This window comes from Acidobacteriota bacterium (assembly GCA_016195325.1).
GTDB lineage: Bacteria > Acidobacteriota > Polarisedimenticolia > JACPZX01 > JACPZX01 > JACPZX01.
In genome coordinates this window covers 1-26,234 of sequence record JACPZX010000018.1, presented here as the reverse complement: position 1 = coordinate 26,234, position 26,234 = coordinate 1, and the positions used below count along the sequence as shown (strand labels likewise).

The 26,234-nt window shown below is 68.7% G+C and carries 23 protein-coding genes; 12 read left to right on the top strand and 11 right to left on the bottom strand.

What is annotated here, in order from left to right; translation table 11 throughout:
• Positions 1-135 precede the first annotated feature (135 nt).
• The 4 genes from HY049_03745 (at position 136) to HY049_03730 (ending at position 6,394) form a co-directional block, all read left to right on the top strand.
• Positions 136-2,145, top strand: a complete 2,010-nt coding sequence (locus tag HY049_03745) for a response regulator (protein ID MBI3448020.1) — start codon at positions 136-138, stop codon at positions 2,143-2,145.
• A 79-nt stretch (positions 2,146-2,224) separates the two neighbouring features.
• Complete coding sequence (locus HY049_03740) at positions 2,225-2,755, top strand: methylated-DNA--[protein]-cysteine S-methyltransferase (GenBank protein ID MBI3448019.1); 531 nt, start codon at positions 2,225-2,227, stop codon at positions 2,753-2,755.
• Between the two features lies 1 nt (position 2,756).
• Complete coding sequence (locus HY049_03735) at positions 2,757-4,469, top strand: radical SAM protein (protein ID MBI3448018.1); 1,713 nt, start codon at positions 2,757-2,759, stop codon at positions 4,467-4,469.
• The gene (locus tag HY049_03730; GenBank protein MBI3448017.1) at positions 4,466-6,394 is read left to right on the top strand and encodes a M36 family metallopeptidase; all 1,929 of its coding nucleotides are present in this window, start codon (positions 4,466-4,468) and stop codon (positions 6,392-6,394) included. The genes HY049_03735 and HY049_03730 overlap by 4 nt, the downstream gene beginning before the upstream one ends.
• A 58-nt stretch (positions 6,395-6,452) precedes the next feature.
• On the opposite strand, the gene HY049_03725 is transcribed toward HY049_03730, so the two are convergent.
• The 8 genes from HY049_03725 to HY049_03690 all read right to left on the bottom strand — a co-directional run bounded on the left by HY049_03725 (position 6,453) and on the right by HY049_03690 (position 14,950).
• Positions 6,453-8,102 carry a hypothetical protein gene (locus HY049_03725; GenBank protein ID MBI3448016.1) on the bottom strand — a complete coding sequence of 550 codons (1,650 nt, stop codon included), beginning with the start codon at positions 8,100-8,102 and terminating at the stop codon, positions 6,453-6,455.
• Positions 8,099-8,815 (bottom strand): GTPase domain-containing protein, encoded by a 717-nt coding sequence (locus tag HY049_03720; protein MBI3448015.1) that lies wholly within the window; start codon positions 8,813-8,815, stop codon positions 8,099-8,101. Before HY049_03720 ends, HY049_03725 begins: the two co-directional genes overlap by 4 nt.
• 404 nt (positions 8,816-9,219) lie before the next feature.
• Entirely contained in the window at positions 9,220-10,443 is a 1,224-nt protein-coding gene (locus HY049_03715) for an MFS transporter (protein ID MBI3448014.1), read from the bottom strand.
• Positions 10,440-11,744: a peptide MFS transporter gene (locus tag HY049_03710; GenBank protein MBI3448013.1), complete on the bottom strand. Its 1,305-nt coding sequence runs from the start codon at positions 11,742-11,744 to the stop codon at positions 10,440-10,442. The genes HY049_03715 and HY049_03710 overlap by 4 nt, the downstream gene beginning before the upstream one ends.
• Complete coding sequence (locus HY049_03705; GenBank protein ID MBI3448012.1) at positions 11,741-12,931, bottom strand: M24 family metallopeptidase; 1,191 nt, start codon at positions 12,929-12,931, stop codon at positions 11,741-11,743. Before HY049_03705 ends, HY049_03710 begins: the two co-directional genes overlap by 4 nt.
• Positions 12,932-12,974: 43 nt before the next feature.
• A complete protein-coding gene (locus HY049_03700; protein ID MBI3448011.1) occupies positions 12,975-13,436 on the bottom strand; it encodes a hypothetical protein in 462 nt (153 codons plus the stop codon).
• 154 nt (positions 13,437-13,590) lie between these two features.
• Positions 13,591-14,229, bottom strand: coding sequence for a hypothetical protein (locus HY049_03695; GenBank protein ID MBI3448010.1), 639 nt, complete (start codon positions 14,227-14,229; stop codon positions 13,591-13,593).
• A gap of 160 nt (positions 14,230-14,389) precedes the next feature.
• The gene (locus HY049_03690; protein ID MBI3448009.1) at positions 14,390-14,950 is read right to left on the bottom strand and encodes a sigma-70 family RNA polymerase sigma factor; all 561 of its coding nucleotides are present in this window, start codon (positions 14,948-14,950) and stop codon (positions 14,390-14,392) included.
• 27 nt (positions 14,951-14,977) lie between these two features.
• Between HY049_03690 and HY049_03685 the strand changes: the two genes are divergently transcribed.
• Both HY049_03685 and folB read left to right on the top strand, forming a co-directional pair.
• Positions 14,978-16,243 (top strand): beta-propeller fold lactonase family protein, encoded by a 1,266-nt coding sequence (locus tag HY049_03685; GenBank protein ID MBI3448008.1) that lies wholly within the window; start codon positions 14,978-14,980, stop codon positions 16,241-16,243.
• A gap of 116 nt (positions 16,244-16,359) precedes the next feature.
• Complete coding sequence (gene folB, locus HY049_03680) at positions 16,360-16,782, top strand: dihydroneopterin aldolase (protein MBI3448007.1); 423 nt, start codon at positions 16,360-16,362, stop codon at positions 16,780-16,782.
• Here the strand turns inward: folB and HY049_03675 are convergent.
• Positions 16,733-17,413: an HAD family hydrolase gene (locus tag HY049_03675; GenBank protein MBI3448006.1), complete on the bottom strand. Its 681-nt coding sequence runs from the start codon at positions 17,411-17,413 to the stop codon at positions 16,733-16,735. The genes folB and HY049_03675 overlap by 50 nt on opposite strands.
• A gap of 12 nt (positions 17,414-17,425) precedes the next feature.
• Between HY049_03675 and HY049_03670 the strand changes: the two genes are divergently transcribed.
• On the top strand, positions 17,426-19,777 hold the full coding sequence (locus HY049_03670) for a SpoIID/LytB domain-containing protein (protein ID MBI3448005.1): 2,352 nt from the start codon (positions 17,426-17,428) through the stop codon (positions 19,775-19,777).
• A 20-nt stretch (positions 19,778-19,797) separates the two neighbouring features.
• On the top strand, positions 19,798-21,021 hold the full coding sequence (locus tag HY049_03665; protein MBI3448004.1) for an HDOD domain-containing protein: 1,224 nt from the start codon (positions 19,798-19,800) through the stop codon (positions 21,019-21,021).
• Positions 21,022-21,034: 13 nt separating this feature from the next.
• Here the strand turns inward: HY049_03665 and HY049_03660 are convergent, their stop codons facing one another.
• Positions 21,035-22,435 carry an FG-GAP repeat protein gene (locus HY049_03660; GenBank protein MBI3448003.1) on the bottom strand — a complete coding sequence of 467 codons (1,401 nt, stop codon included), beginning with the start codon at positions 22,433-22,435 and terminating at the stop codon, positions 21,035-21,037.
• The gene (locus HY049_03655) at positions 22,435-22,779 is read right to left on the bottom strand and encodes a hypothetical protein (protein MBI3448002.1); all 345 of its coding nucleotides are present in this window, start codon (positions 22,777-22,779) and stop codon (positions 22,435-22,437) included. The genes HY049_03660 and HY049_03655 overlap by 1 nt, the downstream gene beginning before the upstream one ends.
• Positions 22,780-22,972: 193 nt before the next feature.
• On the opposite strand from HY049_03655, the gene HY049_03650 reads away from it, so the two are divergent.
• The 4 genes from HY049_03650 to HY049_03635 all read left to right on the top strand — a co-directional run.
• The gene (locus tag HY049_03650) at positions 22,973-24,091 is read left to right on the top strand and encodes a DUF4388 domain-containing protein (GenBank protein MBI3448001.1); all 1,119 of its coding nucleotides are present in this window, start codon (positions 22,973-22,975) and stop codon (positions 24,089-24,091) included.
• Positions 24,092-24,184: 93 nt separating this feature from the next.
• Positions 24,185-25,156, top strand: coding sequence for a tRNA (adenosine(37)-N6)-dimethylallyltransferase MiaA (miaA, locus tag HY049_03645; GenBank protein ID MBI3448000.1), 972 nt, complete (start codon positions 24,185-24,187; stop codon positions 25,154-25,156).
• Positions 25,143-25,778, top strand: coding sequence for an RNA chaperone Hfq (hfq, locus tag HY049_03640; GenBank protein MBI3447999.1), 636 nt, complete (start codon positions 25,143-25,145; stop codon positions 25,776-25,778). Before miaA ends, hfq begins: the two co-directional genes overlap by 14 nt.
• The coding region (locus tag HY049_03635; GenBank protein MBI3447998.1) for a hypothetical protein at positions 25,775-26,234 on the top strand (460 nt) is incomplete at its 3' end. The genes hfq and HY049_03635, both read left to right, overlap by 4 nt.

The following is a 26,234-nucleotide window of genomic DNA, read 5'->3' as shown; positions in this document are numbered from 1 at the left end:
GGTATTCTCTCCAGGACAGGCGGCCGAGTATAGCCCATCGTGCGGAGGACCGGGGTTCCGATTCTTACGTCCTTGACCGTCCGGGATATCTCCCTATATTCCCTTGGATTTGCCACCTTTTGACGGAGCCCTCCCGTGTCCCGCACCATTCTCGTCGTCGACAACAACGCGTTCTACCGCCAGGTCCTCGGGGACTTCTTCAGGTCCGAGGGGTTCGATGTCGCCGTCGCCGGCGATGGCGTCGAGGCGCTCGAGCGCGTCGCCCTGGGCGGCGTCGACTTCATCCTCCTCGATCTCATCATGCCCCGCGTGGACGGCGCGCGCCTCTGCCGGTACCTCAAGGCCCACCCCGACTACTCCGCCATCCCCGTCGTCATCCTCTCGGGAATCCTCGCGGACGAGATCGAGGACATCGACACCATCAACGCCGACGCCTACGTCGCGAAGATGCCCATGGAGCAGCTCGAGGTCACGCTCCGGAGCGTCTTCGCGAAGCTCGACGGGCGGCCCGCGGCCCCCGTCCTCGAGGGGTTCGACAAGATGTTCCGCCGCGAGGTGGTCCTCGAGCTCCTCGAGGATCGCCGCGTGCGCGATCTCATCCTCGACTCGATCGCCGAGGGGATCGTCGAGCTGACCCCCGACCGGAAGATCCTCCGCACGAACATGATCTTCGACCGGATGGTGGGGCGCCCGGGGAGCGCGCTTCTCTCGCTGCCGATCGCCGACAGCTTCCCCGGATCGAAGGGGGTCGTCGAGGGGCTCTTCGCCGACGCCGCCGAGAGGCGCGGGCGCCCGGCCTCCGCCATCGTCGAGGTGGACGGGCGATCGCTGCGCGTACGGCTCCACACGCTCGAGACCGGCGACTGCTGCGAGTCGAACCTGAACCCGACGATCCGGAGGGTGTCGCTCGAGAATCCGAAGGTGAGGCTCATCGAGCCGGGAACTCTCCCGGGCTACGTCGTCCTCGTCGAGGACGTCACCTCCCACCTCGAAGCCCAGGAGGAGCGCGAGCGCTACCGCGAGAAGCTCCAGCGCTCCGAGAGGATGTCGGCGCTCGGGATGTTCGCGAGCGGCGCCGCCCACGAGCTCAACAACCCCCTCACCGCGGTCCTCGGCTACGCCCAACTCCTCGGCGCGAAGCCCCTTCCCGCCGACGTCAAGTCGAGCCTCAGGAAGATCGAGGAGGGGGCGGCGCGCTGCCGCAGCATCGTCGAGAACCTGCTGACTTTCAGCCGCATCGAGATCCCGGAGCGCGCCCCCGAGCCGATCAACGACCTCGTCCGCGAGGCGGTGCAGGAGTGCCTGCCGCGCGCCGAGGCGGCCCAGGTCGCCATCCGGACGCGCCTCGCCGACGGCCTCCTTCCCGCCGAGGTGAAGCGCGGCGACATGCTCCAGGCCCTCCTCGCCCTCCTCGACAACGCGGTGCGCGCGGCCGCCGGCGCCGAGCGGAACCGCCTCGTCGAGGTGACGACAGCCTTCGACGACGGCTCGATCGTCGTCGAGATCTCGGACAACGGCCCCGGCATCCCGGCGCGCATCCTCGGCCGGATCTTCGATCCCTTCTTCGGGACGAGGGAGGTCGGGGACGGGAAGGGTCTCGGGCTGAGCATTGCCTACGGGATCCTGCGCGCCCACGGCGGGTCTCTCAGCGCGCGGAACCGCGAGGTCGACGGCGCCTGCCTGACGATGCGCGTTCCCTGCGAGGCGGGGCGCGCCGACGTGGCGGTGCCGGCCGATTCGGGGAGCACGAAGGAAGTTCGAAGGAAGAGCGGCCGGCGCCTCCTGATCGTGGACGACGAGCAGGTGGTCCTCGAGCTCCTCATCGATCTTCTCGGCACTCAGCACCACATCGACACGGCGGGGAACGGCCGCGACGGCCTCGCCCTCGCCGTCTCGGGGAAGCACGACCTGATCCTCCTCGACATCAAGATGCCCGACATGACGGGGCGCCAGATGTTCGAGTCGCTCGTGGCGAAGCGCCCCGAGATGGCCTCCCGCGTCATCTTCACGACCGGCGACAGCATGGAGCCCCAGACGAAGAAATTCCTCGAGTCCACGGGGACGCCGGTGATCACGAAGCCCTTCTCGCTCGACACGGTCACCGATCTCGTGGACCGGCTGCTCGCGGCGTCGCGGAAGGCGTAGCTCCGCTCGCAGGCGCCAGAATCGCTCCGCCTTCTGCTAACCTCCCCCCCTTCATCCTCACAAGCTCAAGGAGGTCGGCGTGCCTGCACCCAGGGGGAAGTCCAGGGAAGTGATCTCGTACGCGAAGGTGAAGACGCGCCTCGGGCCGATGTTCGCGGCGGTGACGTCGCGCGGCGTCTGCCGGATCGCGCTCACGACGAAAAGCGAAGAGGCCTTCGTCGAGGAGGTCCGCAAGCAGACGGGCGTCACGCCGGTGCACGACCCCGCGAAGCTCGCGGGAGTCGAGCGCGAGCTCCAGGAGTACTTCGACGGGAAGCGAAAGGTCTTCTCCCTCAAGGTCGACCTCAGCCACATCACGGCGTTCCAGAGCAAAGTCCTCCACGCCACCGCGCGGATCCCCTTCGGCCGCGTCATCTCGTACGGCGAGCTGGCCGCGATGATCGGGCGGGGGAAGGCCGCGCGCGCCGTCGGGGGCGCCCTCGGATCGAACCCCGTCCCCCTCGTCGTCCCGTGCCACCGCGTCGTCGGATCGAACGGATCGCTGACCGGTTTCGGCGGCGGCATCAACATGAAGAAGGCGCTCCTCAAGGGTGAGGGGCTCGACGTCTGACGTGAAGATTCTCCTCGCCTACCGATCGGGGCGAGCCGGCGCCGGCGACTACTTCGCGACGATGATGCCGGTGGGCCTCGGGTACATCAACGCGGCGCTCCGCGCGGCGGGGTTCGACTCCCGCCTCGCGAACCTGAGCCGGGTCCCGTGGGCCGAGGCCGTGAAGCTGTTGAAGGTCGAAAAGCCCGGCCTCGTCGGCCTCACCCTCTACACGTTCAACCGCCACGCCGCCCTCAAGCTCGCCGTCGAGGCGAAGCGCGCAAACCCGCGGTGCTTCGTCGTCGCGGGCGGGCCTCACGCCGCGCACGTCGCAGAGTCTCTCCTCACGAGCTGCTCCGCCCTCGACGCCGTCGCGACGGGGGAGGGGGAGACGCTGATGGTCGATCTGGCGCGATGCCTCGAGCGGGGCGGCGATCCGAAGGGCGTCGCGGGGCTCGTGCTGCGGGACACCGGGGCGACCGCTCCCCGCGAGGCGATCGCCTCGCTCGACGACATCCCGTTTCCCGCGCCTCACTACGAGGGCTTCCACCTCGACGTGACCGCCGAGGCGGGGTTCATCATCACGTCGCGGGGGTGCCCGGGGCGCTGCACCTTCTGCAACACCCCCGACTTCTGGGGGACGAAGATGCGCTTCCGCAGCGCGGCGTCGGTCCTCGACGAGATCCGGTTCCTCGCGAGGGAGCGCGGCATCCTCTACGTCTCGGTGCGCGACGACACCTTCACCGTGCACAAGAAGAGGATCCTCGAGCTGTGCGAGCGGCTCTGTGAGGCGAAGCTCGGCGTCCTGTGGAACTGCCAGTCGCGCGTCAACGCCATCGACCAGGAGAGGCTCGACGCGATGCGCCGCGCCGGCTGCGAGGTGGTGCAGTACGGCGTCGAGAGCGGATCGCCCCGCCTTCTCCGCGAGCTGGCGAAGGACATCTCGGTGGATCAGATCCGGAGCGCGGCCGCGGCGACGCGGCGGGCGGGGATGAGCCTTTCCTTCTATCTCATCAGCGGCGTCCCCGGCGAGACCGACGGCGACTTCCGCGCGACCGAAAGTCTTCTCAAGGGGTGCCGGCCGCACGACGCGATGGTGGCGCCGCTCGCGCTCTACCCGGGCACGGCGCTCTGGGAGGCGTACAAGAGCGAGCGCGGCGTCACCGACGACTACTGGGTGAAGGAGAAGCGCGACACCCTCTACGCCCTGCCGGCCCGCGAGCGCGCGCGATCGAACGCCCGCATGGCGGCGATCTGCCGTGCGGCGACGTCGGGACGGGCGCGCGGGGGGCGCCGGCTCGGCGCGACGACCGATCTCGCGCGCCACGGATCGGCGGCGGTGCCGGGAGGGGAGACGGAGGATCTCGCGGTGAGCGCGGCGTACACGCGCGAGGATCTCGAAGCGCACAAGGAGCGGCACCCCGAGGCGTTCGCGCCGCTTCTCTCGAGCGGCCTCGCCTACGAGAGCGAGGGGCTGGCTGGGGAGGCGCTCACGGAGTACGAGGCGATCCTCGCCCTCGAGCCGAAGAACCCCTGGGCGCTCCACCGCACCGCGGCGGTCCTCACCGGGACCGGCGATCCGGAGAGCGCGCTCATGTACGCCGCGGATCTCGCGCGAGAGCACCCGAAGTACGCCGCCGGCCATGCGCTCGTCGCGGCGATCCATCTCGCGGCGGCGCGCCGGGGGAAGACAAGGGACGCCGCGCGCGCGGCGAAGCTCCTTCGAATTCCGTGAGGCGCGTCGCCCTCGCCGCCGTGATGCTCGTGGCGACCCTTCCCGCTTCGGCCCAGATCGCGTCGCGCCACCGGCTGCGCGTCCGCGTCGACCAGCGAGCCGCCGAGGTCGTGGGCGCCCCGGCCTTCATCCAGTCCCACGCGGGCTTCCTGACGGGGACTTCTGATGCGCGCGCCTGGCGCGCGACCCTTCGCGCGTACGTCGCCGCTCACGAAAGCCTCTTCGGCGTCGACCCCGACGTCCTCGACACCTGCCGGGTGTCCCGGGAGATCTTCGCGACGGACACCGGCGCCCGGTTCCTCACGCTCCAGCAGACGGTGAACGGTCTCGACCTCCTCGGCGCCGAGCTGCGCGCCGGAGTGACGGCCGTGGGGGAGATCGTCACCATCGCGAGCACGCTCGTTCCGGCGACGCCCGCACCTCGCGGAGGGCAAGCCTATCTGCCGCTGGATCGCGGGACGATCCGGCCGGTCACCGTGACGCGCGTCCACGGCTCCGCCCCCGACGACGTCGTCGAGGAGATCCGCGACGCGATCGACGGGCGCCTTCTCGTGAGCCGCGACGTCGTCCTCCACGCGAGCGCGACCTACGACGTCTTCGCCCGGAGCGATCTCGCCCCCGCGGATTCCCCGACGCCGGCGTCCCCCGGCTTCTGCGCGCCCGGGGCGACGCAGCCGGCGGTCATCGCGCGCTCCCTCCGCTCGCTCGCCGCTCTCGACGGGACGGCGTCACCGAACGGGTGGATCGACCCGAACGACAGCGTCACCTCGGGGAACAACGTCGCGGCGCACCTCCCGGCCGCCGCGCCCATCGCCGGGCCGTCGTTCCGCGTCTTCGACTTTCCCATCGATCTCGGGCTTGCCCCGTCCGCCTCCTCTAGCGCCTCGGTGACGCAGCTCTTCTACGACGTCAACTGGATCCACGACCGGCTCTACCATCTCGGCTTCGACGAGGCGTCGGGGAACTACCAGCGGCTGAACTTCGGGCGCGGCGGCCTTCCGGGGGACGCGATCGACGCCGTCGCGCAGGACACCGGCTCGAACAACGCCTTCTTCGTCCCGGCTCCCGACGGCACGTCGGGGAGCCTCCACCTCTTCAACTTCACGTTTCCGACCCCCGATCGCGACGGGGCGCTGGACGCCGAGGTCGTCATCCACGAGGCAGCGCACGGGCTTTCCACGCGACTCGTCGGCGATCTCTCGGCCGTGCAGTCCGATGGCCTGGGGGAGGGGTGGAGCGACTTCTACTCCCTGGCCCTGCTCGCCGAGCCGTCGGACGATCCGCGCGGCTGCTACGCCGAGGCGGCGTACGTCGCCTACCAGCTCGTCGGTCTGACCTCGAACTACACCTTCGGGATCCGGCGCTACCCGTATTCGGCGGATCTCGCGGTGAACCCGCTGACCTTCGCCGACATCGATCCGGCGCAGATCGCTTTTCCTCCGTCGATCCCGCGGTCGCCCCTCATCGGCTCGATCATCGCCCCCGAGGCCGACGAGTCGCACAACGTCGGGGAGGTCTGGGCCTCCGCCCTCTGGTCCGCGCGCGGGCGCCTCGTCGGCGCCCTGGGGTTCGCCGGGAACGAGAGGATGCTCCGCCTCGTCACCGACGGGATGAAGCTGACGCCGGCCAACCCGACCTTCACGCAGGCGAGGGACGCGATCCTCGCGGCCGATCGGATCGATTTCGGCGGCGCGGACCTCGCGCTCTTGTGGGCGGGGTTTGCGGAGCGGGGGTTGGGGTTCTCGGCCGTCGCGCCTCCGCCGACCACGACGCACGGCGCGTTCGAGGCGTTCGACGCGCCTCCGGGTCTCGCCATTCCGGGGCCGGCGTCGGTGCCGGTGCTACCGGACTCGGGGCTGCTGATCCTCGCGCTGGGAATCGCGGGCGGCGGGTTCCTCGCTCTCAGGCAGTCAGCCCACGAGTAGGAGCTTCCCGGTAGGCATCCGCGCGGTTGAACGCTCCGCCAGTCCATCGCGTCATCTCTCAATCCGAGGCGCGAGTGCTTTCATCCGGAGGCGACCAACGAACCTCAAGGCCATAGTGCGGAAGGGAGCCACCCCGGATGATCAGGGAACATCTCGCGCCGCGCCTATCGCAATCACTTCGGCACACTGATGGTTCATCCCCCGCCGGATGATGGAAGCGGGGCTCGAGGACGAATCCTCGAGGCAGCGAGATCGCAAGCGACGCGTCCAGAGTCAGATGGTCAAAGTACTCGGAATAGACATCGGCCCGGCCCACCGCCCCATCGAGCGTAAAACGGAGTTGAACGGCGGAGTGACTCCCAATCGTCGCCGAGAGATCCACGTCGCCGCCGGAGCCGGGTGAGTTGCGATATCGCAACGGGACGGACTCGGGTGAGAGAGTGCTCTCCCCCGATTCGGCTGGAATCATGTTCGGGTCGATGTCAGCCCAGCCCCAGTCACCGTCCTGGCGGAGGGACAGCATTCTGAGCGCGGTGCGCCCGCACGTGGGTGACAGCACACCCGCGTTCAATGGCAGCAAGAGATCTGCGCTGTCGGGGCCGAGGTTGCGCACATTGATTTCGCGTATCAACACGGCGTCAAGGCATGCGGAGATGGCCGGGGCACCGCGCCGCGTGAAGCGAGGCGGCAGGGTAATCGTTAGCCTCGTGACGGTGCTCTCGATGACGAGCGGATCTCCCTTCACGCGCTCCTCGAGGCTGGAAAGCAGCCTCGACACCACCAATTCGTCTTGCGGCGCGGCGGGATCGGGCGCAATCACCTGAGGACCGACACCTGACGTGGGGACCGGATCTTGAACTCCCTTGGTACGGTCCGAGTTGATTATTGGGTACGCGGCAAGACCGGCCACGAACATCGTGAGCGCCGCTCCCGCAAGTGCGCCTCGTCGAAACGTGCCCGGCGGTGGGGCCGGTGAGGCAGTATCGCGCCCTGCGGACAGCACGATCAGATCAGTCAAATCGGCCGAACGAAATCCGTCCACCTCAAGAGGAATGGAAACGCAGTCAAGCTTCGAAAGTTCAGACGACCTCAGGGCGCCGGCGCCGACCCTCAGTTTCTGGCTTGCGCTGAGGACCAAACCGGCCAGATAGAAAGTGGTTGCGTACGGGCTGTACGGAGGCCGAACTCTTGCGTTCAGTCGTTCTCTCGAAGCGCCGGGCAACGGGTGGGAGAAGGCAATGCCGGGGGTGCGCTCCCGATTTCGATCGTCGGCCAGCAGATCGCTGACACGTCGGGCCCAGGTCTCGGCGGTTCGCTCTCGTGCCAGTGAACCGGCCAGCCGCCCGAGCGCGTCATACAGATCGGTCCAGCGACAGTAGAGCCCTGCCATCTCCCGCGCCACCGATTCGTGCGAGTGCGAATCCGGCGAGAGGCCGTCGAGGAGCACTCCGTACCACATGCGAACTCCGGGTCGGCCCACTTCGTCGGTTTCCGCTTGCCACAACGCCGAGCACGAGAAGACGAGCTGGGATGCACTCAGCCTCGTACCGGTGAAGGCCACCTTTGGGAGCGGTGAGGCCTCGTCAACGTCCGGAAGCATGCTGTCGAGAGTCATCGCGTCGACAGGGCTGGTCGCATCGAGCCAGGTGAGAACGTAGCCTCTGCCCGCCAGATTGGCCTTGATGAAGGCGTGGATCGTCGGCCTCATGTCTTGATGAGGCCGAACTCGCGTTCCAGTTTGCTGATATGGTCATCGAATCGGGCCTGGTCCGCCTCCGTACTGATGGCGCACCTTCCGATGCTCCCGAGAACCTGAATCAGCCCCCTGTTCGTGGCGGCACTCGTCAGATGGTACTCGAGTTTTCCGGAGAACAATCGCTCGATTTGATAAAGCGCGTCGCGATTCGCGGATCTGAGCCGAACGAGGGCCTCGTCATCCGACCATGTCTTCGGCAGCAGATCGGCCTTGTTGAACACTATGATGGCCTTTGAGACGGACATGGTGGCGCGCTCCGCCTGGGAGAAGAGCGTGTCCGCGAGAGACGCGCTGAAGTACAGAGCATTGTCGCGATACAGTTCGACCTGATCGCCGACGATGCCCACCTTCATGACGAACATCAGGACGCATTTCTTGTCGCTCCTCAATTCTGCCAGCGCCTTCACCCGGTAGGAGTCTTCTCCAGGGAAGTCGTGGACTCGCAGGCGAAGCGTCGGCTTGATCGTCTGGTCGAGTTCCAGATCCCGATTGTGTCGGATGAACTCGGCCGACTCGTAAATGTTCTTCTGATAGACCCGCCAGGTCGCGGAAGGCTCGAGCTTGCCTATCTGGGTCCAGGGGCTCGTCCATAGCTCGACGATGCTCGTCTTGCCGGAAGCCCTGGGTCCCATGATAATCACGTCGATATAGTCGTACTCCAGCACGGTGAGACTCTTGATGTACGAACGGAGTTTGTCGCGCGCCAGTTGTGCTTGGCGATGTAGGTGCCAATGCTGAAGAGAAGCCCGGCGCCCGCAAAGAAGTCGCTGGTGGTCATGGGATCCATTAGGCTCACCTCTCAACGATCCGCGGTTAGATCGCGCTCCGAGTAGCATGTGCTCTAGGGCGACGCCGCGGCCCGCGGACAACGCTCCCCGTGGGAGCGCGAAATTCGCGTACGCGGAACAACGGGCAACGAGCTCCGAGCTCGGCCGTAGGCCACATCACGGCTCGAGATTCAGACTACAGCAATTTATTGTAGCTAACATGATATGTCAAGAAGAATTGCACGCGCAGGGGCAGATTGCCAGCCGCAGAGTGAATTACGGACTTGGGTGCGGGGGCAGCGCTACGCCGCCGCCGGCTTCCTTGCGAGCCACCAGAGGCCGGCCGAGGAGATGAGCCCGACGCCTGAGAAGACGAACCACATCATCTGCGGCGCTCCGGCCGCCTTGCAGAAGGCGTAGACCGGGCCGCCGATGAGCCCCGAGAGGAAGTAGCCGAGGGCGATCGGCAGGAACGCGAATCCCATGAACATCCCGATCTGGTCCTTCGGCGCGATGCTCCCGACGTAGCGGTAGAAGTGGGCCGAGTAGATCATCTCGCCGACGGAAAAGCCCATGATGCCTATCCCCGTCACGACGATCGACGGCGCCACCCCCATGAAGGCGATGCCGCCCGAGGCCACGAGCGTCGCGAGGAGGACGGCCCGCCCCGGCGAGAGGTTTCGCACCAGGTGGCCGACGACGACCTGGAAGCAGACGATGAGGGCGCCGTCGAGGGCGATGAGGACGCCGAGCGCGGTGCTCGATCCCTTCAGATCGTCGGTCACGTACAGGGGCATCGGGCCGTAGAACTGGTAGAACATGCTCCAGAACCCGGCGATGCAGACGACCAGGAGCATCAATCGCCCGTTCGTGAGGACCTTCCCGAAGTCCGTCAGGAACTCCCCGAAGCGCTTCTTCGGCTCCTCATCCCCGTCGGCCGCCTTCGGCTCCTTGAAGACGAGGAAGATCAGCGTGAGGGCGATCGCCGCCGAGCCGGCGCTCATCAGGAAGACCTTGTCGACCCCCGTGTTGTCCCGGAGCCAGCCGCCGAGGATCGGCCCCGCCGACCCGCCGATGTTGACGAGCGTGTAGTAGATCGAGAACCCCAGCGGCCGGATCGCCTCGCTGCACGATTTCTGGACCGTCCCGGTGATGCTCGGCTTGATGAGCGACGCGCCGAAGGCGACGAGGAAGAGGGCGCCGAGGATCGGGATCGTCCCCGCGGCCTCCCCGACGAGGAAGTAGCCGGCGGAGAGGAGCGAGTAGGCGAGGAGGATCGCCTTCCTGTAGCCGAGGATGTCGGCGAGAAAGCCGGAGAGGGCGGCGAGGCCGTAGGTGAAGAGGCCGAAGTAGCCGCCGATGACGATGGCCGTCGAGCTCTCGAAGCCGCGCGACTTGGTCAAGTAGAGGACGAGGGCCGACGTCATCCCGTAGAAGGCGATCCGCTCGAAGAGCTCCGAGATGTTGGCGGACCAGAACGAGACGGAGAATTCCCGTAGCGACGCGACGAATCCCTTCCCGCTCAATGCACGCCTCCCATGAGATTGCGGATGGGCTTCATCAGGAAAACAAGGATGAGGGCCGCCGCGGCGGTCGTCGCGAAGACGGCGCCGAAGAGCTGCGGAAGGGGCAGCGTCTCGAAGAAGCCGGCGACCCAGCCGCCGATCTTGTTCCCGAACGACAGCGACAGGAACCAGATCCCCATCATGCTCCCGACGATGCGCGGCGGCGCGAGCTTCGTGACGACGCTCAACCCCACCGGGCTCAGGCACAGCTCGCCGATCGTGTGCAGGAGGTACACGCCCACGAGCCACCACGGCGAGACGAGGCGGTCGGGAGGGGAGGCGATCCTCGCCGCCGGGACGAGGAGGAGGAAGCCCAAGCCCACGAAGAGAAGCCCCCAGGTGAACTTCGCCGGGCTCGACGGCTCGCGCTTTCCCATCCGGATCCAGATCCAGCCGACGACGGGGGCGAGGGCGATGATGAAGATCGAGTTGACCGCCTGGTACCACGTCGACGGGAAGGCGAACCCCAGCGCCCGGTTGTCGGTCATCCGGTCGGCGAAGAGGTTGAGGCTGCTCCCGGCCTGCTCGAAGGCGGCCCAGAAGAGGGTGGCGAAGAGGAAGAGGACGCTGATCGCGGCGATCCGCTTCCACTCGACGGCGGTGAAGGGGGCGCTCGCCGGCGCGGCGGGGGCGCCTGCGTTCTTCGCGGCGGGCTTCGCCGCCTTCAGCCGGTCGAGCGCCGGGACCAGGTGCTTCTTGCCGAGGACGTACTGACCGAGGCCGAGGACCATCCCGGCGGCGCCCGCGCCGAAGCCGTAGTGCCAGTCGACGTTCTGGCCGAGCCAGCCGCAGATGAGGGGCGCGATCCCCGCGCCGAGGTTGATCCCCATGTAGAAGATCGAAAAGCCCGCGTCGCGCCTCGGATCCCCCTCGTCGTAGAGAGAGCCCACCATCGTGCTGGCGTTCGGCTTCAGAAGCCCCGTCCCCGCGACGATCAGCGCGAGCCCGAGGTAGAAGAACGGCACCGCGTGGAAGATGAGGGAGATCTGCCCCGCGGCGATGAGGATGCCGCCGACGAGCACCGATCGGTACGGCCCGATGAGCCGATCGGCGATCCACCCCCCCGGTATCGCCGCGGCGTACGCGAGGGCGGTGTACCAGCCGTAGATCGCTGCGGCGTGCTGCGTCGAGTAGCCGAGGCCCCCCCTCTCGGCCGAGGCGACCATGTAGAGGATGAGGAGGGCCCGCAGGCCATAGAAGCTGAACCTCTCCCACATCTCGGTGAAGAAGAGGGTGACAAGGCCCCGCGGGTGCCCCGTCACGCGAGGAGGGGCTCGATGCGCTTCTGGATCGGCTCGCCGGTGATCCGCGCGTTCCCCTGGCCGATGTAGATGTCGATCTCGCTCCGCACGCCGAACTTCGGGAGGTAGACGCCGGGCTCGATCGTGAAGGCGGTTCGCGGGATGAGCCGCCGGTCGTCCTTCGTCTCGAAGTGATCGATGTTGGCGCCGTTCCCGTGGACCTCGTACGAGAGGTTGTGCCCGGTGCGGTGCACGAAGTAGTCGCCGTACCCCTTCCCCGCGATGAAGCCGCGCGAGACGTCGTCCACCTCCCAGCCCATGATCTCGCGCCCGCCGTTGAGCCCCTCGAGGGCGAAGGTCGCCGCCGCGTCGCGCCCGCCGGTGACGACGTCGAAGACCTTCTGGTTCTCGGCCGGAACGCTCGTGTCGAGGAAGGCGGTCCACGTGATGTCGGCGTAGACGGCGTCGGGGACGTTCTTCTTGCACCAGAGATCGATCAGGAAGTGATCGCCCCGCTTGATGGGGGAGGCCGTCTCCGGGGTGGGGCCGTAGTGCGGGTTCCCGCTGTGCTCGTTGACGGCGACGATGGGGGCGTGGTCGAAGACGCAGTTGTTCTTCTCGAAGTGCTTCACCATGAACTGCTGGATCTCGTACTCGTTGGTGGGGACGTTCGCGAGGAGGCGGCGCCTCACCTCCCGGAACGTGAGATCGACCGTCTCCCTCAGCACCGCGGCCGCGTCGAGGTGCGTCTGGAGCTGCGCGTCGGTCATCGTCGCCTCGAAGGTCTGGACGAGATCGGCCGACGAGATCACCTCGACTCCGCGCTTGCGAATCATCTCGATCGTCCCCGCGTCGACCCTCGAGATGTAGGGGATCGCGTTCTCGGGGGAGTACTGCATCGCGACGCGCCGGCACCCCTTGAGGATCGAGTCGAGCCGTGCGTTCAGCTCGTGGAGCCCCGAGTAGGGGAGGCTCCGCCCCGCGGCCGGCTCGAGCATGTCGGGCTCGATCTTGTGCGTGATCTTCGACGGGGCCCCCTTCACCGGGATGAAGTAGAACCAGCGCCGCGTCGCCATCCGGTCTTCCGAGAGACCAAGGATGCGGTAGCCGAGAGGATCGCTGTGGTGGAAGTCGTAGAAGAGCCACCCGTCGAGCTTGAACGAGGCGAGGGCCTGCTGGACGGCGGCGACGTCGAGAGGGCGCGGCATGGTGGGGCTCCTTTTCTTCCTCTTCTGCTTCCTTGCGGCGGGACTAGGCTCGATCGAGCAGCACGAGATCTTTCAGCGCGGAGCGGACGACGTAGATACGGAGATTGTTGCTGCCCGGGTCGGTGGGGAAGAAGAAGAAGCCGGGCTGGCTCGTCTCGAGCCCCTGGGCGAACCCCCACATGCGCTCGCCGTCCCGGAACTCCAGGAGCGCCTTCTTCCCCCTCGCCATCGCCGCGCGGAACCGGGGCTCCTCGATCTCGCCGACCGCCTCCGGGGAGGGCGGGTGCTCGCGGTTCCCCTCGAACGTCCGCACGTGGAAGACCGCCTTGAGATCCTCGAAGGCGACGCTCACGGGCTGAGACTCCGCCGCGTACGGCTGAAGAGTGAACTCGTCGCTCGCGGGGCTGAAGTCCTTCGCGTGCCCCTTCACGATGCGGCCGTTCTTGTAGTGGGCGACCACCTTGTCCTCGAAATAGATCTCGCCCACGAAGCCGATGATCGTCACTGCCGGGACCCCCTCCCGGTTGTGCCGTGCCCGCCCGGCGGCGGCGCCGCGCCGCATGCCGAAACGCCCGACGACGGGGCATGATAAGCCGACCCCGATCTATGTCAACACGAGGCGGCGCGCCGGAGCTGGGCGCGGCACGCCCTCGGGGTCTCTACGACCGCTGTTGCGCCTTGGCGACCGCCAGCGCCATGATCTCGGCACGAGGGATCGCCCCGCCGAGCACGCAAGCCACGCGGCCCTCCTCCCAGAATACGACGGTGATTCCCGAGCGCTCGAAGATTCGGAATCGCACACCGCGCACGTCGCGAGTCTCTCCCCCCTCGGGGAGGGCTGTCATCGAGCCCTCGTACATCTGGCAGATCATGATCCGTCCGCGTCCGTCACGATAGACGAAGAGTGCTCGCGAACCGGAACCATGGCGCTGGATTCGGCCTCCCTTGAGCGTCCAGTCCATCATCCCGAGATCGAAGACCCTCGTTTCGAAGGCGATCCCGTTCGCCGCAAACCATCCTTCCATCGCTCGCACGTCGGCAGTTTTCATCGCGACCGTGACGCGGCCCGCCGCGTAGTCGCGCACGTCGCCTGCGAACATCTCGACGATGTCGGGCCCGGGCGGGCGCAGCAGCAGCACCCCGAGGACCGCCGCCGCAGCCACGGCTGCCGCAGCGACCCATCGCATCGATCTGTGACGACGACTCCGCGAGCGCGCGGCGTCCTCGCGATCGAGAGCTTCCAGGACACGGGACGTCACGCTCTCGTTGGGCGGCGCGTGGCGCAAGGCCTCGCCCACGATCTCTCGCGTCTTGCGAATGACGGCCAGCTCGTCACGACAGGATGAACACAGCTCGAGATGCGAGGCGATCGCCGCCCCGCGAGAGGGATCCAGCAGGCCGTCGGCGAGCTCCTGGAGGGAGTCGCGGGGATGGAGGGACCGGGAGTCGCCGTTCACGTTACTTCCTCACCACGTGGCCGCGGCGGCCCGCGAGATCGTGGAGCGCCGTCGCGAGAAGCCGCCGGCCGCGGAAAAGTCGGGACCGGAGTGTGCCCGTCGGGCAGCCGCAGATCGCCGCGGCCTCCTCGTAGGAAAAATCCTCGACGTCCACCAGGAGGACCGCGATGCGGAAGTCCCTTCGAAGACCCTTGACCGCCAGTTCGACTTCCTCGGATGGCCAGTCGAGTCCCGGGTTTCCGAGAATTGCGGAGAGCGCGGCGGGGTCCTGGAGTTCGAAACCGCCCTCCCACTTTTCGGCCATGGCCTCGATCGAAAACGTTTTCGGCGCCCGTCGGGCGCGCTGCCACGTGTTCGCGATGACCGAGTGCAGGATCGTGAACAGCCATGCCCTGGCGTTGGTTCCCGGCCGGAAATTGCCGTACGTCCGGTACGCGCGGAGAAATGTCTCCTGGACCGCGTCGGAGGCGTCCTCCTCGGTCCGAAGAACGCGTCGCGCCGTCGCGTGGAGCGCGCCCGCATGCGGGAGGGCGATCTGTTCGAATTCGGCGCGCGTCGACATCGACGGCGACTATAGACGCTGAGAATCATGGAGGCCCACGGTGCACGAGCGGTCCGGGAACTTTTTCTCGCACGCCGCGGTTCACGCCTTCTACGACACGACGGGCCGGCCGCGCGCAGCGGGCCACCCGTCCCCAACGCGCCGCGCGGCGCAAGCGAGGTGCAGGTGATTTCACGTCTTCTCATCCGTCGAGCCTTCCTGAACGCGGGCCTGGCCGCCGCAATCTCCGTCGCCCCTATCGTGGCGATGGACACGCCGGGATCGGTCTTCGTCGCCACCAACGGAGCGAGCGGCAACGCGATTCTTGTCTACGACCGTGCCGCGAGCGGAGCGCTCACCCCCGCCGGGAGCTATCCGACCGGCGGGCTGGGAACGGGCGGCGGCCTCGGGAACCAGGGTGGTCTCGTGGCGAGCGACAATCATCGCCGTCTGTTTGCGGTGAACGCGGCGAGCGATGACATCTCGGTCATGGACATCGTCCCCGGTGGTCTCGCCCTTCGCGGCGCGTTTTCGGCGGGCGGGCGCCGGCCGGTGAGCCTCGCGATTCGGCACAAGCTCCTCTACGTCCTGTTCGCCGGAGGCACGGTAGGAAGCACAGACGGCATCGCGGGGTTCCGAATCTCCCTCGATGGGGCCCTCTCGCCCATCCCTGGCTCAACCCGTCCGCTGAGCGCGGTCCAGACCGCCCCGGCGCAAATCTCATTCTCGCCGGACGGGGCGTTCCTCGTCGTCACCGAGAAGGCGACAAATCATATCTTGACTTTCCCTGTGGATGCCGACGGTGCCGCGGGCAACCCATTGATCTTCCCCTCCGCCGGCGTCACTCCCTTCGGATTCGCATTTGGCAAACATGATCAGCTTCTCGTTTCCGAAGCGTTCGGGGGAGCCCCGGATGCGGGTGTCGTCTCATCGTACTCGCTGGACGGAGATGGAAGTCTCGCCGAAACCGATCCGCGGGTGGCGACGAACGAGACCGCGCCCTGCTGGGTCGTCGTCACGAACGACGGTCGTTTCGCGTACGCGACGAACACGGGCAGCGGCACCGTCTCCGGGTTTGACATCGCCCGCGACGGGGGCCTCACCCTTCTGGATGCCGATGGGATCACAGCAAGCACGGGGACCGGCAGCGGACCGATCGATATGGATCTCAGCCGTGATGGACGCAACCTGTACACTCTCAACGGCAGGGGCGGGACGATCTCCGAGTTCCGTCTGAACGCGGACGGCGGATTGATCCCCGTGGGAACCGTCGACGGACTGCCCGCGGGAGCCAACGGCCTCGTCGCACGGTAGCCCGACACCTCAGGCCGGCCGGGACGCAGAGAGCCCGGCCGGGTACCCACTCACCTTCCCGCGCGGGTTGATCCCTCTCGATCGAGCGCACTAGACTCGGCGCGAGGAGCGAGACGATGGCGGAGCGAGGGTCGAATCCGGTGCGCGCGGACAGGATCATCGTCGGCGGCATCAAGTTCCACGCGTACCACGGGCTGACGAAGCTCGAGCGGCACGTGGGGGTGCGCTGCTCCATCGACGTCGAGATGAGCCTCGACCTCTCGCGCGCGATCGCGTCGGACGGCCTCGCGGACACCATCGATTACCGAAAGGTCCACGCGATCGTGCTCGACATCGGCCGGAAGGGAGCGTCGTACCACCTGATCGAGAGCGTCGCCGGGAGGATCGCCTCGGAGATCCTGAGGAAGTTCCCCATCTCGGAGGTGACGGTCCGGGTCCGCAAGGAGACGCCGGTCCTCGACGGGATCGTCGACTACGTCGGCGTCGAGGTCACGCGCCTCGGACGTCGCCCCCCGCGAGCAGCGCGGGGAGCTCGGTGAGGATCCGGACGACGAGGGCGCCCTCGACCGCGGGCGCGCCGCCCCCGCGATCGAGATGAACCGCGACGAAGCCGGCGCCCAGGGCGCCACGCACGTCGTCCTCGACGCTGTCGCCGACCATGGCGATCTCGCGAGGCAGGAGGCCCAGCCGCCGCGCGACCGCCTGGAAGAAGATCGGATCGGGCTTCAACCGCCCCTCGTCGCAGGAGAGGCAGAGGGCGTCGAAGAGCGGCGAAAGCCCCCGCGATTGGAGAAAGTCGAGATCGAACGACTGCGTGTTCGAGAGAAGGCCGAGGCGGAAGCGCCCGCGGAGGGCGCGCAGCGCCGGCAGGCTGTCGTCGTAGAGGCGCGTCGCCGCGGAGGCTTCGTTCCACCGGCGGATGAGGATCTCGCGCGACGCCGCGGCGATCGGGTGGCCGGATACCGCCTCGACCCCTTTGAGCCCCTCGCGGATGCCGAGGTGGCGCCGCGTCATCATTCCGCGCTCGAGGAGGCGCCGCCAGTCGGCCCGCCCGGCGACCCCCGCCGCCTCGGCGATGAGGACCATGGGGTTCGGCGTGACATCGGAGAAGGCGAGGGTGTTCCAGAGATCGAAGACGATGCCGCGAAGGGATCCGCTCTCAGGGCTCATGCGAGGTCTGCCGTGACCGCGCGGAAATATATCACCGCCGCGGCCGCGCTCCTGATGGCGGCGGCCCTCACCCCCGCCGCCACCGCCGCGGGGCGCCCGGGATCCAGGCCGAAGCCGGCGCCGATCGCGGAGGCGTCCGGCGAGAAGGTCCCCCTGGGCCCGCTCGCCTCGCGCGGGCGATCCGGGGGGCCCGTCGCCCTCGCGATCGCGGGGCCCATCGTGCGCATCGGCCTCACGACCGACGAGCGCCACGTCACGCTCTCGTCCGCCGGGGGGTTCCATCTCGTCGACGCGAAGACCGGGCGCGATCTCTGGCGCCGCCTGCACAGGGGGGATCTCCACGTCGTCCTGGAGGCGAACGGCGCCGCCTCGACGACCCACTTCCGCGTGCAGGTCGCCTCGCTCCGAGACGCCGAGGAGGCCGAAGCGCTCCGGGCTCAGCTCGAGGCGCAGACCGGCGAGGTGGCCACGGTCACTCCGGATCCGGATCGCCACGCCTTCCGCGTGCGCGTGGGGCAGGCGCCGTCGCGCGAGGCGGTGCAGCCGATCGAGGAGAAGGTCCGGGGGATGGGCTTCGCCGAGACGTGGATCGTCGAGGAGTCGACCGCGGCGGGCCGGAAGGTTCGAGTGCGCCTCGTCGACGAGGAGTACAACGACCTCCTGATCGATCCGAGGACGATTCTCGCGCTGCCCGCGGAGGGGGGCAAGCCGATCGAAGTCGAGGGGAGGCCGTACCGCGGCGCCGTCGAGGTCCTGGTCAGCGGCTCCGTGCGGCTCCGCGCGGTCAACGTCGTGGGGCTCGAGGACTACCTCCGCGGCGTCGTCCCGCACGAGCTGGGCCCCGGGCTCTACCCCGAGCTCGAGGCGCTCAAGGCGCAGGCGGTCGCGGCGCGGACGTACGTGGTCGCGAACCGGGGGCAGTTCGCCGCCGACGGCTACGACGTCTGCGACACCCCTCGGTGCCAGGTGTACGAGGGGAGCAAGGGGGAGGACCCCCTGAGCGACCGTGCCGTCGCCGAGACGGCCGGGCTCGTCGCCACCTTCGGCGGCCAGCCCATCAATGCCCTCTACACCGCGACCTGCGGCGGCCACACCGAGGACGCGATCAACGTCTTCAGCCAGGAGAAGGCCCCCTACCTCAAGGGGATCGACTGCTACGCGGACGAGGCGTCGCTCGGGTCGCTGAGGCGGACGCTGACCGGGGCCGCCCCGCTCCAGCCCGTCACGGGCGCCGACGGCGCGAGCCTCGACGAAGGCCTCGCCCTCCTCGACGTCCTCGGGATCTTCGACCCCGCGACGGCGGCGCCGGCGCGGATGGCCGAGACGGCGACGTCCCCCGAGGTCTCGGCCGCCACGTCCCGCGCCCTCGTCGTGTGCGGGAAGCCGTCGTCTTCCCCCCCCCTTCCGCAGGGGGCGTACCCCTCCGCCGTCGATCTCGCGCGCTATCTCGTCCCGGCCTTCGGCTGGCAGGATCGCGTCGACCTCCTCCTCGATCCGCGCGATGTCATGACGCTCCTCGGCGGAGGCCTCCTCGCGGGGCGGGCCACCTCGGGGCTCCGCGAGACCGCCTGGCTCGTGAAGGAGGGGATCTTCCCGCCGCGCCTCGCGGCCGGGGACGACCTCCTCGCCCCCGCAACCCGCGCGCTCCTCTACCGCGCGCTCCACCGGATGGTCCTCAAGTACGACGCGGCCGGTCTCGGCAAGGGGATCTTCCGTGGGGGGCGGGGGACGAGCCTCCTCGTCATCCCGGAGGCCGACGAGGCGAAAAGCCTCGGCGCAGCGCGGGAGATCGAGCCATCGCCGGGGGCCTGGCTCTCCAGGGAAGGGGCGGACGGAATCTCCCTCGCGGCCGAGCTGTCGCTCGTTCCGGGGGATCGGATCTCGTGGCATCAAGGAAAGGACGGACGTGCCGACTTCATCCGTCAGAAGGCGAACGTGAAGGGCGCCAGCGACGATCGTTTCACGGCGGTCTACCAGTGGGAGGTGCGGACCACCCGCGCCGAGCTTCAGGCGAAGATTCGGGAGCGGGCGTCGATCGGCGATCTGATCGACGTGACGCCGACGAAACGGGGCGTGTCGGGAAGGGTCGCCGAGCTGGTCGTCACGGGATCCGCCGGACGGTTCACGTTTCACGGCTTCCCCATCCGGACGCTCCTGGGGCTTCGGGAAAACCTCTTCGTGGTGGATCGCCAGCGCGACGCCGACGGGCGCGTCGAGACGTTCGTCTTCACCGGCAAGGGATGGGGGCACGGCGTCGGCCTCTGCCAGGTCGGGGCCTTCGGGATGGCGCTCCGCGGCGCCAGGTACGACGAGATCCTGAAGCGCTATTACACCGGAATCGAGATCGAGCCGCTCGCGCGCTAGGCGCGCCGTGGAGGCCGGAAGTGCCCGTCGTCACCGATCTGTTCGTCGCGCGCCAGCCCATCCTCGATCGCCGGCAGGATCTCTTCGCCTACGAGCTCCTCTTCCGCTCCGGCCCCGAGAACTATTTCCACCACCCGGACCAGGACGCCGCGAGCCGCAAGCTCATCAGCGACAGCATGCTCGTCTTCGGCTTCGAGAACCTCCTCGGGCGGCATCGCGGGTTCATCAACGCCTCCCGCGAGGTCGTGATCGACGGGAGCCTCTCGCTCCTCCCGAGCCGGCAGGCGGTGGTCGAGCTGCTCGAGACGGTGGAGGCCGACGACGAGGTCCTCGCCGCCTGCCGCGCCCTCAAGGAGCAGGGGTATCTGATCGCGCTGGACGACTATCGCCCGCGCCCCGAGCTCGACGCGCTCGTCGAGATCGCCGACTTCATCAAGGTCGATTTCGCCGAGGTGAAAGGGGAGGGGCGCCGCGAGCTGGTGGACGCGCATCGCCCCCGGGGGATCCAGATGCTCGCCGAGAAGGTCGAGACGCGGGAGGACTTCGACGAGGCTCTCGAGGCCGGCTACGCCTACTTCCAGGGGTACTTCTTCGCCCGCCCGATCATGGTCACCGGAAAGGATCTCCCGGCCCTGAAGGTCAACTACCTGCGCCTCCTGAACGAGATCAACCGCCCCGAGGTCGTCTACGAGGGGCTCGAGGCGATCATCAAGCAGGACGTGGCGCTCTCGGTGAAGCTGCTCCGGTACCTGAACTCCGCCGCCTTCGGCTGGCGCTGCGAGATCAAGTCGATCCGCCACGCGCTGACGCTCCTCGGGGAGCGCCCCATCCGCAAGTGGGTCTCGCTCGTCGCGCTGACGAGCCTCGCCTCAGACAAGCCCGCCGAGCTGATCGTGACGAGCCTGATGCGCGCGCGCTTCTGCGAGCTGCTCGCGCCGCACATCCGCATGGAGGAGCGCGAGCTCGACCTGTTCCTCGTGGGGCTTCTCTCGGCGGTGGACGCTCTCGTCGATCGGCCGCTCGCCGAGGTCGTCAAGGGAATGGCCCTCTCGGCGGAGGTCCGCGGCGCGCTGACGGGGACGGACTCCCCTCTGCGCGATCCCCTGGATCTGGCGCTGAGCTACGAGCGCGGTGAGTGGGAGGAGATGATGAAGCTGACCGACCGGTTCGGCCTCGACGAGGACACGGTCCCAGCCATCTACCGCGAGTCGGTCACCTGGTCGGATTCGCTCCGGACGATCTGAGCCCCCCGGCGCCTCAGAAGCAGGTCTGCGAGGCGTAGCGCGAGGTCACGCGCTGGAACGGAGCCCCCACGATCACGTCGGCGACGTTGTCGGCGTTCACGTCGGCCGTCGCCGCGACGGCCCATCCGAACCGCGAGCAGACGTCTGAGGTCGGCGACTCGATCGTCAGCCGCAGAGCGCCGTTCTTCGCCTCGACGACATAGGCGCGACCGATCCGCACGCCGTTCGGATCGACGTGCAGCTCGGCGCCCACCGCGAGCTCGGGGAGCGCGTCGCCCGTGATGTCTGGGAGGGCGGCGAGGGAGCCCCCCAGGAAGTCGGACGGCGCGGGGGCCGGATCGTCGAAGGTCGCGATCGACACCGCGTTCGGATCGCCTCCCGTCACGTACAGCCGCCCCACCGAGGCGAGCGTCGAGATGTCCTCGTCGGGGGCCGTGGCCGCGAAATCCCCGATGCCGTCGGCGTTCACGTCGGGAAGGCCCGCCACGGCGAACCCGAAGTTCGCGAGCTCCTTCCGGGTCGCGGAGGGGTCCTCGGCGAGAAACGTCGGCGTCCCCCCCGCGTCCGAGAAGAGAAAGACGACCCCGGTGAAATCGTTGATCGCGAGGCTCTCCCCATCGGCGCCGACCGCGAGGTCGGCGACGGCGTCGCCGTCGATGTCACCGGTGGCGGAGACGCTCTCTCCGAACCGCGCTCCGGCCTGCGGCGACGGGTTGCTGATCGAGCTCTCCAGGATCCCCTGCTTGTCGAAGACGAAGATCGATCCGCTGTGGCTGATCCTCCCGACGGGATCCGCCGGGGCGCCCACGAGGATGTCGGGCGCACCGTCGCCCGTGACGTCCCGGCCCGCCGCAAGGCTCGAGCCGAACTGCGAGCCGGCGTGGGGCTGGGGGGGGGAGAGCGTGGCGAGGAGCGCGCCGTCGATCCCGCTGAAGAGATAGGCGGCCCCCGTCTTCCCCTTGCCCGGAGTCTTCCCCCGCGGCGCGCCGACGACGAGGTCGCCCGCCCCGTCGCCGTTCACGTCCCCGGCGGCGGCCACGACGAACCCGAATCGAATCCCCGCGGCTGGAGCCGGCGCCGAGATCGTCCGGAGGAGAGATCCGGTCGCACCGGAGAAGATGTACACGCGTCCGCAGCGCTTGAGCTTTCCCTCGGAGACCCCGGAGGCGCCGACGGCGATGTCGGGGACCGCGTCTCCGTCCACGTCGCCGATCCCGGCGACCGTCTCTCCGAAACGGCCGCCGGAGGTCACGTCGGGGGCGTTCAGCGTGAGGACCAACTGCCCGGTCGCGCCGCTGAAGACGAACGCGCGGCCGGCCTGGGGGTTCGTGGCGGCGGAGAGGCCGTCCGCCCGGGCGGCGGCGCCCGCCGCGGCGAGCGCCAGCACCACCCGGGCGATCGACCGGAGCTTCATTACTTCTTCTTGGACCCCTTGGTGGTCTTGATCGTTATCTGCGTTGCGATGCGATCTCCGCCCTTCCTCGTGCTGTCGACCTGCACGTGCATGCCGTTCTTGAGGTCGGCAAAGGTGATCGTCTTGAGGTTCGCGTCCCGGATGACCGTGACCCCGTCCTGAACGGTGTAGACGTGGTTCATCTTGTCGCCGTTGGAGACGATCTTCACGGTGAGCGTCTTGGCGGCCGTGTCGATGCCCATGATCTCTCCCCGGTGCACCTCCCCGCCCTGCTGGGCGGCGAACGTCACGGTCGCGAGGAGGAGTGCCACGGGCAGGGCCAGTGCGAACATACGCTTCATCATCTTCTGAAGACCTCCGAATGGGTTGACTTGCGGGCGGGGCGAACACGGCTATTAGAGAGGACATTCGCCGGACCGTCAAGCCGCCCATGCCCGCGGTTGACGGGCGGCCGAGCCCGAAACTACCATGCGCGCACGTCTTGCGCGATCTCTCGATCGCCACGGATCCTCGGAGCGGCGACACTCTGGACTCCAAATGACGCTAGGCGCCTTCAAGGGTCGGCTCACTCCCTTCAACCAGCCCGAGATCCTCAAATTCTTCCGGGAGTCCGGGAAGACGGGGCTGCTCCAGATCACGTCCGCCGACATGACCAAGGGGCTGTACGTGCGCCGCGGGAGGGTGGTCGCGGCGGAATCGAACGACCCCGGCGAGTCGCTGCTGTCGCTCGTGGCGGCGGCCGTCCCCCTCGGGGCCGATCAGGTTGCGGCCTGCGAGTCGCTGATCGCGGCGGGATCGCGGCCCGGGCGCGCCCTGATCCAGGTGGGGGCTCTGACGCCGGCCGGGCTGTGCGAGTGGACCGAGCGGCGGGTCCGCGCGGTGATCCGCAGCGTCCTCGCATGGGACGAGGGGAACTTCGCGTTCGACGAGGGGCCCATGCCCCCCCCGGACTGGCTCACGGTCGACCTCGACATCGTCGATCTCCTCCTCCGGAACCTCCGCGACGTCGAGGGGAGGGATCTCCTCGCGTCGCGCCTCCCCGAGCCGGATGTGGTCTTCGAGCACATCACCTTCTCCGAGGGAGGCGAGCCCCCTCCGCTCCTGCCTCACGAGCGGTACGTCCTCGGGCTGGTCAACGGGCGCCGGACGGCGGCCGAGATAGGGAGGTTCAGCGAGCTCGGGGACGACGCCACCCGATCGATTCTCGCCCTCCTGTCCCTCGTGGGCTGCACCCGGCAGGGGAGATCCGATCCCGTGGACACGGGCCCGATCCCGGCCGAGCCGCCGGGAGCCGACTCGCGCGTCATGATCCGCGCGTACAACGAGATGTTCGCCTTCCTGTACGCCTATATGATCAAGGAGGTCGGTCCGATCGCAGAGCACGTGCTCGAGAAGTACCTGCGCGAGGTGCGCGAGTCGAACGCCACGCTCTTCAACAAGGTCGCGCTCGGAAAGGACGGCACGCTCGCCGAGGAGGCGCTCGGCCGCAACCTCCAGCTTCTCCGCGGCAAGAGCCGTCACGAGATGCTCGTCGGCGGCCTGAACGAGCTGCTCTACTCCGAGCTTCTCGCGGTGAAGCGGACGCTCGGGGCCGACCACGAGGAGATCGTGGTCCGGCGCCTGAAGGAGCTTCGCAAGAGCCCGACCGTTGGCTGAGAATGACGACGCGGCGCTGCGCCGCCGCTACGCCGGGACCGCCCTTGCCGGGCTCGCGATCCTCGTCTACTGGTGCGGAAAGGTCTTCGTCGCCTGGCTGAAGAGCTGATCCGGATCGTCGTCATCGTCGGGCCCACCGCGGCGGGAAAGTCCGACCTCGCGCTCGCGATCGCGCGGCGCTTCGGCGGCGAGATCGTCGGCGCCGACTCGGCGCAGGTCTACAGGGGGCTCGACGCGGCGACCGGGAAGCCCCCCCGCGCCGACCGCGAGGCGATCCCCCATCATCTGATCGACGTCGCCGACCCCGCGGTCGATTTCTCCGCCGGCGACTACGCCCGGCTCGCGCAGGACGCCATCGCGCGGGTGGCGGCCGGAGGACGGCCGGCGGTCGTGGTGGGGGGGACGGGTCTCTATGTGAGGGCGCTCCTTCGAGGGCTCACGGATCTCCCGCGGCGCGACGCGTCGGCCCGCGCGGCGCTGAAGGCCTGGGCGGGGCGGCGCGACGAGGGGGCGCTCCACCGGATGCTCCAGGCCCTCGACCCGGCCGCGGCGCGCGCCCTCCCCGGGAAGGACACCCAGAGAATCGTCCGCGCGATCGAGGTCGTCCTTTCGACCGGCCGGCCGTACTCGGCGCTCGTCGCCGCGCAGCCGTTCGCCGGCGATCGCTACGACGCGATCAAGGTCGGGATCACCGCGCCCAGGGAGGTGCTGAGCCGGCGGATCGACGGCCGGGTGGACGCCTTCTTCGGCGAGGGGGATCTCGTCGCGGAGGTGCGCGGGCTCCTCGCGTCGGGAGTTCCCGCCGCCGCGAACGCGCTCAAGGCCCTCGGCTACCGGGAGGTGATGGCCCACCTCCGGGGGGGGGGAGACCTCCCCGCGACGATGGCGCTGGTCAAGAGGAACACGCGGCGCTACGCTAAGCGCCAGCTGACGTGGTTCCGGCGCGAGCCGGATGTGATCTGGTACGAATTCAGGGAGCGTCCCGAGGAGCGGTTCGCCGAGATCGTCGACGCGATCGCGCTCCGGATGGAAGCCCCGGGGGAGTCCCACGATGGACACCGTTGAGCACGTGGAAGACAGTTCGCTGAACATCCAGAACGATTTCTTCAACAACGCGCGCAAGAACCACACGCGCATCACCGTCTTCCTGACGAACGGTCAGCGGATCTCGGGGCTCATCCGCTCCTTCGACAAGTTCACGGTCATCCTGGAGACCCGCAACGGGGACCAGATGGTCTTCAAGCACGCGGTCACCACCGTTGCGATGGCCCGGCCCGGCGACGAGGACTTCCGCGGCCCGCGGCCGAGCCGGCCCATGGGCGATCGCGCGGGCGAGCACCGGCCCGGCGGCGCCAGGCCTCCGCGCTTCGGCCCCGGCGGCCCGCCGCAGGGACGCCCCGGCGGCGCGCCGGGCGCCGACGCCTCCCGGCACTCGGGGCCGCGCCCCGAGGGGGACTCGCGCCCTCGCGGCGGATCCGGGCCCCAGGGGAAATCGTTCGGCAACTTCCTCGATCTGAGCTCGCTCAACAAGGACAAGGCCGAGGGGGCCGCGCCCGACGCGGCGGGTCAGTCCGCCGCGGCCGCGCCGGCGCCGGCAGGCTCCGCGACGCCGTCCGCGCCGCCGGTGTCGAAGGCGGAGCCGCAGGCGACCATTCCCGCCGCGGAAGCCCCCACCGACGCTTCATGACCCGGGCGCAAGCCGGTGTCAGGCCCGCCCCGCCGCGGTCGCATCTCCTGCTGACCGCGGCGGCGCTCCTCCTCGCCCTCTCCACGCAGCGCTCGATGGCGCAGGGGGGCGCCCCTCCCGCTTCGATCCCCGAGCCCTACGTCCAGAATTTCACCGACGGCTACGTCGATTGGGGGCGCGGCATCGTCGGGGCCTGGGGGCGGGCCGTCGATCGCACGGGGAACCCGCCCGACCAGCCGAACCCCGCTCTCTCCCGCACGGGCCAGATCCTCGCCAGGCGCCGCATGCTCGAGATCATCCGGAAGGTCCGGGCCACGGCCGACACGCGCGTCGGCGATCGCCCCGACTTCGTCGAGCGGGTGAGTGGCATCGTCCGCGGCGCCGAGCTGGTGAAGGAGCGCTCCGGGCGGGGTCACTCCTACGACGTTCTCCTCGAGGCGCCGCTCTGGGGTGTGG